Source organism: Xanthomonas cassavae CFBP 4642 (genome assembly GCF_000454545.1).
Lineage (GTDB): Bacteria > Pseudomonadota > Gammaproteobacteria > Xanthomonadales > Xanthomonadaceae > Xanthomonas > Xanthomonas cassavae.
Window position 1 is genome coordinate 1,497,402 of the sequence record NZ_CM002139.1, and the last position, 13,104, is coordinate 1,510,505.

The window sequence follows — 13,104 nt, forward strand, 5'->3', positions numbered from 1 at the left end:
ATTTCCGAGAAGGCGACAGAAGCTCCGGCAGCAGCAGAGCTCGCAGCGTCCTTCGGCAGTCAAGCTCCAACATGCGGTCCGCGGCGCAAACAGTCTCTGACGAGCAGGCCAAGGCCCTCATGCAGAAGGCGACCGCATCGGTGCGGTCGCCTTCATTGGTCGTTCGACGCGTGCGACTTACACAGCCACATCGGGCAGCAGCCGCGGCATGGAGTTGGCAGCGCCTTCCACTTCGGTGGAGCGTGCCGCGTAGCGGGTGGCAAAGCGAATGTGGGTGATGAAGCTTGCGCCAGGCGACTGCGCCAGGGAGGCCACCAGTGCGCCGTTGAAGGCATCGCCGGCGCCGGTGGTGTCCACCGTCTGCGCGCTTTCCGCGCCCACGCGGTAATGCGCGGCCGTGTCGCCGCGCAGCTGTTCCTCCGCATGCGAGATGAAGGCGCCCACCGATCCCAGTGTCACCACCACGGTACCGCCCGGCAGCAGCTTGCGGCACAGCGAATGCAGCGTGTTGCCGTCCAGCGCCGCCACATCGTCGGCATTGATGCGTTCGCCGACATGGCGGCCGAGCAGGGCGGCAAATTCGGTTTCGTTGGGCGTCAGCACGTCCGACAGCTTGAGCAGGCCGATCGAGGTCGGCGCATTGGCCGGTGCGGCGTTGAGCACGGTCAGCACGCCGCATTCGCGTGCCAGCGCCAGCGCCGATTCGATCGTCTCCGCCGGCGATTCCAGCTGCGCCAGCAGCACGCCGGATGAGGCCACCAGCGCGCGCTGGTTGTCCACGAACGCTGCGCTCAGCACCGAGTTGGCGCCGGCCCCGATCACGATGGTGTTGCGGCCGTGCGCGTCGACATAGATCCCGCCGGTGCCGGTCGGCTCATTGCTGGGCTCGGCGATCAACGCAAAGCCGTCGTGCGCAGCCAGAGAGCGCGCCAGCGCGCCGCCGGCATCGTCGCCCAGCGCGCACAGGAAGTGCGTCCTGGCACCGGCACGCGCGGCCGCGACCGCCTGGTTGAAGCCCTTGCCACCCGGGCCGGTGCTGTAGCGGCCGGCGATGGTGGCGCCCGGCGCCGGCAGCACGTCGCACCGCCACACGTGATCGACATTGAAGGACCCGACAACGACGACCGAACTCATAAATACCTGCTTGCTTGAATGACGAAGATGACACGTGGCGTACAGCCATTAGAACGGCACGCCGATGAACCAGTCCCGCCTCAACCGAAATGCGAGAGCACGCCGGCAATGGTAGCGGTCATGAACGTGGCGATCGAACCGCCGAGCACTGCGCGTAGGCCGAACTTGGCCAGATCGTGACGACGTTCCGGTGCCAGCCCGCCAATGCCGCCGATCTGGATCGCAATCGAGCTGAAGTTGGCAAAGCCGCACAGAGCATACGTGGCAATCAGGCGGCCTTCTTCGCTCAGGCTCACGCCGGCAACCTGGCCCTTCACGATCTGCGACAACTCGGTGTAGGCGACGAATTCGTTGATCACCACCTTCTGCCCGATCAGCGAGCCGACCGTGGTCGCGTCCGCCCACGGCGTGCCGATCACCCAGGCCACCGGGGCCAGCACGTAGCCGAAGATCGTGGACAGGTTGGTCGGCCTGCCCAGCGCCGCCGCCGCACCGGTCACTTCGCCCAGCCAGGTCAGCGGTGCATTGATCAGCGCGATCAGCGCGATGAAGGCCAGCAGCATCGCGCCGATGTTCAGTGCCAGGCGCAGGCCGTCGCCGGCACCGGCCGCGGCCGCATCGATGATGTTGCTGGTGGTCTTCTCCACCTCCATCTTGACCGTGCCGCGGGTCAGCGGCGTACCGGTTTCCGGCACCAGCAGCTTGGCGACCACCAGGGTGGCCGGCGCCGCCATGATGCTGGCGGCGAGCAGATGCTTGGCGTAGAAAGCCTGCTGCGCCGGGTCGCTGCCACCGAGCATGCCGACGTAGGCGGCGAGCACGCCGCCGGCGATATGCGCCATGCCGCCGATCATCATCGTCAGCAATTCGGACTGGGTCATCTTGGGAATGTACGGACGCACCGTCAGCGGCGCTTCGGTCTGGCCGATGAACACGCTGGCGCAGACGCTGGTGGTTTCCGCACCGGACACGCGCATCACCTTGGTGATCGCCCAGGCCATCGCACGCACCACCAGCTGCATCACTCCCAGGTGGTAGAGCACGCCCATCAGCGCCGAGAAGAAGATGATGGTGGGCAGCACCTGGAACGCGAAGATGAAGCCGTAGCTTTCGATGTTCATCAGGCTGCCGAAAATGAAGGTGGAGCCTTCATTGACGAAGCTCAGCACCTTCACAAAGCCCTTGCCCAGCGAGTCGAACACGTCGCGCCCGCCCGGCACCAGCAGCACCAGCGAAGCGAACGAGATCTGCAGCAACAGGCCGGTGCCGACCAGCTTCCAGTCGATCGCGCGGCGGTTGGCCGAAAACAGCCAGGTGATGCCGATGAGCACCGCCAGACCGACCAGGCCGAAACCGATCCTTCCCAAACCTTCGACCATTCCAATCCCCGGGCTGCTGACGGCAAAACGAGAAGCCTAGAGCAGGGGGTGTCGGCGGGCAAGGCGAGCGGCATTCAGACGGCCGGCACTGGTTCGCCCCGGCGCCCCGGCCGCTAAACTGCGCAATCCGGTCCGGGGCAGGTGCCCTGGAGGGTGCAGGAGTATTCCATGCGTTACCGTCGTCTGGGTTCCACCGGGCTGCAGCTGTCGGCCGTGTCGTTCGGGGCCTGGGTCACTTTCGGCAAGCAGATCGGCCGCAGCGAGGCGCGCAACCTGATCGCTGCGGCCTGGGACAACGGCATCAACTTCTTCGACAACGCCGAGGTCTACGCCCGTGGCCGCGCCGAAGAGGTGATGGGCGATGTGATCGCCGACCTGCGCCTGCCGCGCGACGGCTACTGCGTGTCCAGCAAGGTGTTCTTCGGTGCGGTGGACAGCCCGCGCCCGACCCAGCGCGGGCTCTCGCGCAAGCATGTCGCCGATGCCTGCCATGCCGCGCTCAAGCGCCTGCGCGTGGAGTATCTGGATCTGTATTTCTGCCACCGGCCCGACCCTGACACGCCGATCCAGGAAACCGTGCGGGCGATGGACGCGCTGATTCGCCAGGGCAAGGTGGTGTACTGGGGCACGTCGGAATGGAGCGCCGAGCAGTTGCGCGCGGCGATCGCCATCGCCGAACAGGAGCATCTGCATGCGCCGTCGATGGAACAGCCGCAGTACAACCTGCTGCACCGCCAGCGGCTGCAACACGAGTATGCGCCGCTGTGCGAGGCCGGGCTGGGCACCACCGTCTGGTCGCCGCTGGCGTCCGGCCTGTTGACCGGCAAGTACAACGTGGGGGTGGCCGCCGACAGCCGGCTGGGCCAGCCCGGCAACGCCTGGCTGCAGGACGACGTGCTGGGCACGCCGGAATCCCGCCGCCTCGAACGCGCCCGCGCGTTCTGTGCAGTGGCCGCCGAGCTGGGCCAGGTGCCGGCGCCGCTGGCGATCGCCTGGTGCCTGCGCAATCCGCACGTATCCTCGGTGATCCTGGGCGCCAGCCGGGTGGCGCAGCTGGAACAAAACCTGACCGCGCTCGCGGTGCTGGACCAGATGGATGCAGCCGGCTGGGCGCAGGTGGAAGCGGCGACACGCTAAGCGGACAGGGACCGGTAAGGACCTGCGGCGTGCACAGTGCAGGCAGTGCGCCGCGGGCGGTCTTGGATTGGAAGGCTTGCAAGGCGCGTTTGCATTGCCCCTCGATTCGGTAGCCCAGTTGCCCAGGGGATCGGAACGCGGCAGAGGGCCACCCGCCAGCTATCGAACGTGCCTGGAGCAGCTGGAGCGAGCCATCCGCTCGCGCGGCTTCCGAAAAAATCGCAATAGCGATTGATCGCATCGATCTAAAAATGCGAGGGCATACAAAGATTCCGCCATTCAGGTGAGAATGGCTCTTGATCATTTAATGAGAATGGTTATTATTTGCCTGGCCAACCGACTGGAGATCCAGATCATGACCGCTCATCCCGTGCTGCTTCGCTCCGAACCGGTCAACCTGCGCGACCGTGCCGTACCCCGCGTGGTGCCTGCCGAAGACCTCATCAGCAGCGAGGCCTTGCTCAAGGGGCGTCGCGAAGTGTTGATCCAGCATGGCGATCGCGTCTATCGCCTGCGCCACACCAGCAACGACAAGCTCATCCTGACCAAGTAATTCGCGTCCCCCACGTCATCCCAGCGAAGGGAACCGCTGCGCCCTGTTAGATCGGGCGCAGACGCCGCCACGGCAAGCCGCCGGCATCGCCGTGTGCGATGTCGGCGTGCGCTGCCCGCTGCCGGCAGGGTTCCGCAGCCATTGCACTCGCACCATCGGCGCCGCTGTGCAGGGGCACCGGCTGTTCGCCGCGGGCGTTGCCGCCGCCGTCCGCCACCCATCTCTCCACCCTCGGTTGCCGTGCGCGGCCGGTTCGCTGTGCGCGCTGCCGGGGGGTCTTCCACAAAGGTTGCTTGATGATTCGCCTGCATCCGCTGGTGGTCGCGCTGTCGCTCGCGCTGCCTGCCGCCCCGTTGTGTGCCCATGCCGCCGAATCCGATGCCGGCGGCGACGCTGCGCGGGAGGTGCACGACTTCGACCGTCTGCAGGTCACCGCCACGCGGACCCGGCGCGCGCTGGTGGATGTACCGGCCACGGTGGATGTGATCGACCGCGAACAACTGGACAACCAGCTGGTGCGCGAGCTCAAGGACCTGTTCCGCTATACGCCGGGAGTGTCGGTGACCAGCACCAGCGGACGCTTTACCGGCGCCAACGGCATCCGCATCCGCGGCCTGGATGGCAATCGCGTGGCGATCCTGGTGGACAACGTGCCGGTGTCGGACACCTTCGCGTTCGGCAGCTACCTCAATGCCAATCGCAACTTCGTCGACCTGGAAACGCTCAAGCGCGTGGAAGTGGTGCGCGGGCCGGCCAGTTCGTTGTATGGCTCCGATGCCCTGGGCGGTGTGGTGGCCTTCGTCACCAAGGATCCGGCCGATTATCTGCGCGAGGACAAGCACAGCTACGTCGGTCTGAAGTTCGGCTACGAAGGCGACTGGAATGGCCTGTTCGCCGGCGCCACCGGCGCGTTTGGCGGCGAGCGCTGGAGCGGCATGGTGGCGGTGGCGCATCGCCAGGGCCAGGAGACGCAGAACCAGGGCGACAACCGCAGCCGCGATGTCACCCGTACCGCCGCCAACCCGCAGACCTTGGACGGCCGCAGTGTGCTGACCAAACTGGTCTATGCGCCGAGCGCGCAGCAGCGCTTCAAGCTCACCGTGGAAGGCAACGAGGACTACGGCAGCATCGAGGCCTTGAGCAGTATCGATACGCGCTCGCCGACACCGTCGCTGCGGGTGTTGTCGCAGCAGGGGCGCGATCATCAGACACGTGCGCGGGTCTCGTTGCGGCACGAGCTGGATGCGCTGGACGCCGCGCTTGCCGACGACCTGCAATGGCTGCTGTATCGCCAGGAAAGCGAAAGCCTGCAGCGCACCAACGAGCTGCGCGGCAACGCGACCCGCCGCCACAACGAACACAGCTTCGACCAGCGCGTGTACGGGCTGCTGGTCAATGCGCACAAGGTCATCGCCGCCGATGCGCTGCAGCACGACATCACCTATGGGCTGGACGCTAGCTGGACCGACACCCGCGCCAAGCGCGACGGCTATTCGGTGAATCTTGCCAACGGCGCGATCAGCAACCGGGTCGGCCAGGATGTGTTTCCCGTGCGCGATTTTCCCAAAAGCCAGACCACGAAGCTGGGCCTGTACGCGCAGGACGAGATCGGCTTGCTGGATGGGCGGCTGTCGCTGACGCCGGGCGTGCGCGTGGACCATTTCCGCCTGTCGCCACAGCCAGATGGCATCTTCCGCGAGGACAATCCGGGCGTGGCGGTGGCGACCATCGACCAGACCCAGGTCTCGCCCAAGTTCGGTGCGGTGTGGCGCTTTTCCGATACCTGGTCGGCCTACGCCAATTACGCGCATGGTTTCCGCGCCCCGCCTTACAACGACGTCAATATCGGCTTCACCAACCTGCAGGCGCGCTACACCGCCATCGCCAACCCCGATCTGAAAGCGGAAACCAGCCGCGGTGGCGAATTGGGGCTGCGCTTCAACGATGCGGTGGGGTATCTCGGCCTGGCCGTGTACTACACCGATTACCGCAACTTCATCGAGTCGAACGCGCCGGCTGGTACCAACGCCGACGGCTTCCTGGTGTTTCAGTCGCGCAATGTCGACGATGTGGTGATCAAGGGGGCCGAAGCGCGCGGCGGGCTCGATCTGGGCGTGCTGGCCGGCTGGCAGGGCTGGTCGCTGAATAGCGCGGTGGCGTATTCGGAAGGCGACAACCTCACCGACACCACGCCGCTCAATTCGGTGGATCCGCTGCGCGGCACGCTGGGCGTAGCTTTCGACGGCACGCAGTGGGGCGCCGAACTGATCGGCACCTTGGTTGCGCGCAAGCGCCGCCCGCAGCTGGACAGTTATTACACGCCGGCCGGCTACGCCACGCTGGACCTGATGGGGCATTGGGAGTTCGCGCCCGGCGCCAAGCTCACCGCCGGCATCTTCAACCTGGCCGACCGTCGTTATGTGGACTGGAATGCGTTGCCCAACGGCACGCTTGCCAGCAGTAGCGTGGTCGATCGCTTCACCGCAGCCGGGCGCACCGCCTCGGTCAGCCTGGCCGTGAGCTGGTAGCGGCCATGCCCATCGCCCGCCCGCTGCCGTTGTCGTCGAACGCGCGTGTCACCCGCCGCACGCTGCCGCGCCCGGCGCAGCTGGCGGCCCTGGGCTCGGTGCTGTGCCTGTATCGCCCGGCCCTGGGCAATGAACTCGAGGGCTGGCAGCACGCGGTCGACGCAGCGGCCTGTCGGCAGCTGGACAGCGACGGCGTGCGCGAAGGCGTTTGCTTCTTTGATACCGACGGACAGTGCTGCTGGCGGCTCTACCTGCTGCCGGACAGCGATTTTCTCAGCTGGGACCGGCTGATCTGCCAGCTGCCGCCATTGGCGATGGAGAACCAGGCGCGGGGCCTGGGCGAGCGCCTGTGGCGTCGTCTGGCCGGGCGCATGCGCGGCGAGCACTGGCGGCTGAGCGCGCTGCGCCTGCAGGCCGGCGGCGACCGCGCGTCGTCGCTGGCGGCCAGCCTGGTCACCGTGTCGGCGTTGGGCGCCGAAGTCGCTGCGCGATTGGCGCACGATGAGGGCATCGACGGACGGGTGGCGGTGGATGATTGCTGTTGCGCGCGCGCCGCCGCGCTGCGGGTGGCCCCGCCTGCCGCTGCCGGTAGCGACCCGGCGGCCATGCACGCTGCCTTGCTGCGGCTGCGCCGCTGATGTTCTTGATCCCACCACCGAGAATCGAGATGAACCGAGTACTGCCATGCTGCCTTGTCGCCGCGTTGAGCCTGCTGCCGCTGTCGGCGATTGCCGCCGACGCCGCTGCCGATCCCGAACGGGATCGGCAGCGCATCCTGTCGATGCAGGGCGAATACGCGGTGGACTTCGCCTTCGACGAAACCGTGCTGCTCAAGCCCGGTTACGAGCGTGCATCGGCCATGCGCAGCCGCGCCAGCGAAGTGGTGATCGTGGTGGAGGATTCACCGCGCAAGCTGGTGTTGCAGCATCTGCTGGTCGACGAAAAGAGCAGGCATGTGACCAAGCACTGGCGGCAGGATTGGGTGTACGAGGCGCCGCAGCGTTTCGAATTCAGCGCCGATCAGACCTGGACGGTGCGTGCGCTGCCGGCATCGGCCACGCAGGGCGCATGGACGCAATGCGTCTTCGAGGTCAGCGATGCGCCGCGCTATTGCGGCACCGGTCGCTGGGACTATGCCGACGGCCATCCCACCTGGACCAGCGATCTGAGCTGGCGCCCGTTGCCGCGCCGTGAGTACACCAAGCGCAGCGACTACAACGCGCTGTCGGTGATCAACCGGCACACGCTCACGCCCAACGGCTGGACGCACGAGCAGTTCAACACCAAGGTGCTACGCAAGCCGGACGGCAGCCAGGAGCCCATCGCGCGCGAGTTCGGGTTCAACGAGTACCGCAAGACCACCGACGTGGACTTCGCTCCGGCCTATGCGTACTGGAAGGGCACGCAGGGCTATTGGGCCAAGGTACGCGCACGCTGGGCCAGGTTCCTGGACATCCCGCCTGGCCTGCATCTGAAGGCCAAGCCCGACGGCATGGCGATGATCATGCCGATGTTCGAACAGGCCGAACGCGTGCAGCAGGGCAAGCGGGTCAAGGACGCGCAGATCGATGCGGTGTTTGCGCAGTGGGTGGAAGCGGCGAACTAGCCCGCCCGGCGCCGTAGGAGCACACCTGGGCGCGACGTGGCATTCCCGATAACACCCCATTGCGCAGTGCCGCGCTTCCGCGAGGTCGCGCCCAGGTGCGCTCCTACGGGCGGGGCGGCGGCGGTCGCTCAGAAGGCCGTCATTCCTTGAACATCAAAAACGCCGCCACCAGGATCAGCCCGAACGCGGCCCAGTGATTCCACTTCAGCGACTGGCCCAGGTAGAAGGTCGAGAAGCCCGCGAACACCAGCAGTGTGATCACTTCCTGCATGCCCTTGAGCTGCGGCGCGGAATACACCGCGCTGCCCAGGCGGTTGCCCGGCACCTGCAGGCAGTATTCGAACAAGGCGATACCCCAGCTGACCAGGATGGCGATCATCAGCGGCGTGCTCTTGTACTTCAGGTGCCCGTACCAGGCGAAGGTCATGAACACATTGCTGGCGATCAGCAGCAGGACCGGGTACAGGTAGGCAGTGAAGGGGGCAGTGGGCATGACGACGGCGGCTGGAAAGGGGCCGGAAGCATAAGCCAGCCCCGTTAAGCGCACGCGACCGTGCCGATGAGCCCGGCTCCACAGTCAGGGTGCTCCAGGCCGATGCAAATGGTTGCCCGCAGAACGGCTAGGCAATTGCCTGGCCACCCATCGCCGCGACACGGTCACCCCGTTAGCGCTGCATGCCCCAGCGGCGCACGGTCAGCCGCTCGATGGCCTGGAACACCGCGCCCTCCACCAGCAGGCCCAGCACGATCACCATCGCCAGGCCGGCGAACACGCGGTCGGTATACAGCTCGTTGCGGTTCTGGAAGATGTACCAGCCCAGACCGCCCTGACCGGAGGTGGCGCCGAATACCAGCTCGGCGGCGATCAGGGTGCGCCAGGCGAAGGCCCAGCCGATCTTCAGCCCGGACAGGATCGCCGGCAGCGCGGCGGGAATCAGCAGCTGCGCCACGTAGCGCGGCCCACGCAATCCATAATTGCGCCCGGCCATGCGCAGGGTTTCCGACACCGACTGGAAGCCGGCATAGGTGGTCAGCGCCAGCGGCCACAGCACCGAGTGCACCAGCACGAACACCAGACTACCGGTGCCCAGGCCGAACCACAGCAAGGCCAGCGGTAGCAGTGCGATGGCCGGCAACGGATTGAACATGGCGGTCAGCGTGCCCAGGACATCGCGACCCCAGCGGGTGGAGGCGGCCACGGCGGTCAGCCCGAACGCCGATACCACGCCCAGCAGATAGCCCTGCGCCAGTACCCGTAGCGAGGCCCCCACCCGACGCAGCAATTCGCCCGACAGCAGGCCGTCGTAGAACGCGCGTGCGGTCTGCGCCGCGCTGGGCAGCATCAGGTCGTCGCCGACCACACGCGCAGCGATCTCCCACACCGCCGCCAGCACCACCAGCACCACGGCCTTGCGCAGCCATGCCGGCGCCTGCCAGCGGATCGGCGCGGCGGCGGTCAGCAGGACCGGATCCAGTGGCTGCAGCGCCAGTTCGTATTCCGGGCGTACCGGCGGAACCGGCGGCCGCGCGGTGGCGGGCGAGCGGCTCATGGCAGCGCCCCGCGTTGCAGCTGGGCAGGGCGACGCAGCGGCGCCACCTTGTCGTCGGCCAGCGTGTCGTCAGGCAGGTCGAACAACAGGCGATGGATGCGCTGCGCAGTCTGCTGGAAGGCCACGCTGCCGGCGCTGTGCGGGCCGAAGGCATGCGCATTGAGTTCGGCACGTACCTGGCCCGGATGCGGCGACAGCAGCAGCACGCGGTTGCCGACCACCAACGCTTCCTCGATGGAATGGGTGACGAACAGCAGGGTGAAGCGCGCCTGCTCCCACAGTTCCAGCACCTGTTCCTGCATGCGCGAGCGGGTCAACGCATCCAGTGCGGCGAACGGCTCGTCCATCAGCAACACGCGCGGACGCATCGCCAACGCACGCGCGATCGCCACGCGCTGTTTCATGCCGCCGGACAAGGTGTGCGGGTAAGCATCGGCAAACCCGCTCAGCCCGACCTGGGCCAGGCTCTCGTCTGCCCGCTCCCGGGCTTCGGCGCGGCCGAGTTTGCGCGCTGCGCGCAGCCCGAACACCACGTTCTCGCGCACGCTCTTCCAGGGCGCGAGTTGATCGAATTCCTGGAACACCACCACCCGATCCGGCCCCGGCCCGGTCACCACCTGCCCATCCAGACGAATCTGCCCCTCGCGTGGCTGTACGAAGCCGGCCACCGCCTTGAGCAGGGTGGACTTGCCGCAACCTGACGGCCCCAGCAGCACGAAGCGGTCGGCCGCGTGCACATCGAAGCGCACCCGATGGGTGGCCCGCACTACCCGCTGTGCGTTGACGTATTCCAGGCTGACGTGATCGACCTGCAGCAAGGGTGTCGCCATGCTCAGCTCCCGCCCGCAATCAGCGGGTCGTCGAAGAAGTAATCGCCCACCTTGGCCGGCGCCTGCTTGATCGCGCCGCTGCGCTGCATGAACTGACCAAGCTTCGCTGTGTTCTGCGGCGCCACGGTGAATTGCACCTTGGGATCCTTGAGGATCTGCAGAACCAGCGCACGGTCGATGCTCGACCCGTTCCGGCGCAGGAAGATATCCGCCGCCTGCTCCGGGTGCGCGGTGACGAACTTCGCTGCCTGATCCAGTGCGGCCACAAACGCGCGGTAAGTCTTGGGGTTGTCGCGGCGGAATGTTTCGGTCGCGTACAGCACCGTGGCCGACGACGGCCCACCCTCGATGTCATACGAGCTGGTGACGATATGCGCCGCCGGGTTGCGCGCCAGCTCCTGCTCCTGGAAGGGCGGGCTGGCGAAATGCGCGGTGATCTCGGTGCGGCCATGGATGATCGCCGCCGCCGCATCCGGGTGCGGCAGGGCCACCTGTAGCGGATCCAGCTGATGGGTGCCCTTGTCGCCCCAGCGCTGTTGCGAGGCATGCTGCAGAAGCCGCGATTGCACCGATACGCCGGCGGCCGGCACCGCGATGCGGTCCTTCGGGGTGAAGTCGCCGATACTCTTGATGCGCGGGTTGTTGCTGATCAGGTAGTACGGAAAGTTGCCCAGCGACGCCACCCCGCGTACGTTCTGCCGGCCACGGGTGCGGTCCCAGATGGTGAACAACGGCCCGACACCGGCCCCGGCGATATCGATCGACCCAGTGAGCAAGGCATCGTTGACCGCCGCGCCGCCGGACAGCTGCAGGAACTGCACGTCGATGTCCACGCCGGCTTTCTTGCCTTGCTGCTCGATCAGCTTCTGGTCCTGCGCCACGTCCAGCAGCAGGTAGACGATGCCAAACTGCTTGGCGATGCGCAGCTTGCCCTCGGCCTGCGCCGCGCTGCTCAGCAGCGGCAGTGCCGCCAGCAGCAGGACCGCCACGCGTCGCGAAAGACGGCGGCGCAGCAACGGTGCATGGGAAGTGACGGTCAGAGGCATGCAGCGCTCCGGTAGCGAGGGGGGCGGGGATAGCACTGCGGTCAGAACGGCGCATCGCCTTCGATGGTGGTGCGGTTGAGTCGGCGCCGCAGGTGGTCGGGCGTCCCGGCGGCCAGATGCATCACCGAGCGGTTGTCCCAGAACACCATGTCGTGCGGCTGCCAGCGGTGCCGGTACACCAGCACCGCGCGCGTGCTGTGCGCGAACAAGGTCTGCAGCAGCGCGTGGCTTTTGTCCTCGCGCAGCCCGACGATGCGGGTGGTGAAATGTTCGCTGACGAACAAGGCCTTCTGCCCGGTTTCCGGGTGTGTGCGCACCACCGGATGCTGCACCGGCGTGACCTCGGCAATCTGCTCCGGCGTCAACGCCGGGCGCCACGGATTGCGCGCGCGCAACGCCTCATATTTGGCCAGATAGCTGTGCTCTGCGCGCAGGTCCTGCACGGTGCGCTTGAGTGCATCAGGCAGGGTCTGCCAGGCCAGGTGCTGGTTGGCGAACAAGGTATCTCCGCCCTCGGCAGGCAGCTCCTGTGCATGCAGCAGCGAGCCCAGGCTAGGGGTCTGCTTGTAGGACAGGTCCGAGTGCCAGTAATGCCCGGCATCGCCCAGGCCGATCGGCTGGCCGTTTTCCTTGATGTTGGAAACCACCAGCACTTCCGGATGTCCATGCAGCTGGAAATTACGCAGCACGTGGATCTGCAGCGGGCCGAAGCGGCGGCTGAACTCGACCTGCTGCGCCGGAGTGATGCGCTGATCGCGAAACACCAGCACGTGGTACTCCAGGTGCGCGCGGTGGATGCGCGCGAAGGTATCCGCATCCAACGGCTGCGACAGATCCAGCCCGATGACGTCCGCGCCCAGCGGCGCATCGAAGGGCACGATCCGCACGCCGGCGGTGTGTCCCGTGTTGGCATCGGCGCGCGGCGGCTGCACGCGCGCTGCAGAACGAACATTGGCCACGAGCTTGCACCTCGACAACAGCAAAGGACGCCTGATACGGCGAGCTGACTGGTCACTGTAGGCAGTCGCGTTCCTGCTGCGAACGTACGATTGGCAAGGTGCTTATGCGCTGCGGGTATATGCAGCGCCTCATCGGTGGCGGCGAGCGGAGGTCCAGGATGCAGCTGCTGGTCCGCAACAGCCGGCAAGACGCTGCAAGCGCCAGCAATGAGCACCAATTGTGCGGAGAAGGCACAACATCTGTGCGGTGCAAGGCGAATCCGAAACACCGCGCACGTGCCTGAGCGTCGCACGGTGATTGTCATTCGCACTCACAGCGCACGTTGATGCTGCGTCCGTTTCGCAGGCTGCGGATTGCCGCGGGCCGACGCCTGTTTCAGGG

The 13,104-nt window shown here is 66.7% G+C and carries 12 protein-coding genes; 5 read left to right on the forward strand and 7 right to left on the reverse strand.

Features of this window, described 5'->3' with window-relative positions:
* Window positions 1-177 precede the first annotated feature (177 nt).
* Both XCSCFBP4642_RS0106535 and XCSCFBP4642_RS0106540 read right to left on the reverse strand, forming a co-directional pair.
* On the reverse strand, window positions 178-1,134 hold the full coding sequence (locus tag XCSCFBP4642_RS0106535) for a ribokinase (protein ID WP_029219098.1): 957 nt from the start codon (window positions 1,132-1,134) through the stop codon (window positions 178-180).
* 80 nt (window positions 1,135-1,214) lie between these two features.
* Complete coding sequence (locus XCSCFBP4642_RS0106540; protein ID WP_029219099.1) at window positions 1,215-2,513, reverse strand: NupC/NupG family nucleoside CNT transporter; 1,299 nt, start codon at window positions 2,511-2,513, stop codon at window positions 1,215-1,217.
* Window positions 2,514-2,681: 168 nt separating this feature from the next.
* On the opposite strand from XCSCFBP4642_RS0106540, the gene XCSCFBP4642_RS0106545 reads away from it, so the two are divergent.
* The 5 genes from XCSCFBP4642_RS0106545 (at window position 2,682) to XCSCFBP4642_RS0106570 (ending at window position 8,337) form a co-directional block, all read left to right on the forward strand.
* Window positions 2,682-3,650 (forward strand): aldo/keto reductase, encoded by a 969-nt coding sequence (locus XCSCFBP4642_RS0106545; protein WP_033898975.1) that lies wholly within the window; start codon window positions 2,682-2,684, stop codon window positions 3,648-3,650.
* A 313-nt stretch (window positions 3,651-3,963) separates the two neighbouring features.
* Entirely contained in the window at window positions 3,964-4,203 is a 240-nt protein-coding gene (hemP, locus tag XCSCFBP4642_RS0106550) for a hemin uptake protein HemP (protein WP_029219101.1), read from the forward strand.
* Window positions 4,204-4,499: 296 nt separating this feature from the next.
* Window positions 4,500-6,731: a TonB-dependent hemoglobin/transferrin/lactoferrin family receptor gene (locus XCSCFBP4642_RS0106560; protein WP_029219102.1), complete on the forward strand. Its 2,232-nt coding sequence runs from the start codon at window positions 4,500-4,502 to the stop codon at window positions 6,729-6,731.
* A 5-nt stretch (window positions 6,732-6,736) separates the two neighbouring features.
* On the forward strand, window positions 6,737-7,369 hold the full coding sequence (locus XCSCFBP4642_RS0106565; RefSeq protein ID WP_029219103.1) for a hypothetical protein: 633 nt from the start codon (window positions 6,737-6,739) through the stop codon (window positions 7,367-7,369).
* A 29-nt stretch (window positions 7,370-7,398) separates the two neighbouring features.
* Complete coding sequence (locus XCSCFBP4642_RS0106570) at window positions 7,399-8,337, forward strand: DUF6607 family protein (RefSeq protein WP_029219104.1); 939 nt, start codon at window positions 7,399-7,401, stop codon at window positions 8,335-8,337.
* 139 nt (window positions 8,338-8,476) lie between these two features.
* Here the strand turns inward: XCSCFBP4642_RS0106570 and XCSCFBP4642_RS0106575 are convergent, their stop codons facing one another.
* The 5 genes from XCSCFBP4642_RS0106575 to XCSCFBP4642_RS0106595 form a co-directional block, all read right to left on the reverse strand.
* Window positions 8,477-8,830: a DMT family protein gene (locus XCSCFBP4642_RS0106575; protein ID WP_029219105.1), complete on the reverse strand. Its 354-nt coding sequence runs from the start codon at window positions 8,828-8,830 to the stop codon at window positions 8,477-8,479.
* 172 nt (window positions 8,831-9,002) lie between these two features.
* On the reverse strand, window positions 9,003-9,887 hold the full coding sequence (locus XCSCFBP4642_RS0106580; RefSeq protein WP_029219106.1) for an ABC transporter permease: 885 nt from the start codon (window positions 9,885-9,887) through the stop codon (window positions 9,003-9,005).
* Complete coding sequence (locus tag XCSCFBP4642_RS0106585) at window positions 9,884-10,717, reverse strand: ABC transporter ATP-binding protein (protein ID WP_029219107.1); 834 nt, start codon at window positions 10,715-10,717, stop codon at window positions 9,884-9,886. Before XCSCFBP4642_RS0106585 ends, XCSCFBP4642_RS0106580 begins: the two co-directional genes overlap by 4 nt.
* A 2-nt stretch (window positions 10,718-10,719) precedes the next feature.
* Complete coding sequence (locus XCSCFBP4642_RS0106590; RefSeq protein WP_029219108.1) at window positions 10,720-11,763, reverse strand: ABC transporter substrate-binding protein; 1,044 nt, start codon at window positions 11,761-11,763, stop codon at window positions 10,720-10,722.
* A 41-nt stretch (window positions 11,764-11,804) separates the two neighbouring features.
* On the reverse strand, window positions 11,805-12,722 hold the full coding sequence (locus XCSCFBP4642_RS0106595; RefSeq protein WP_029219109.1) for a TauD/TfdA dioxygenase family protein: 918 nt from the start codon (window positions 12,720-12,722) through the stop codon (window positions 11,805-11,807).
* Window positions 12,723-13,104 lie beyond the last annotated feature (382 nt).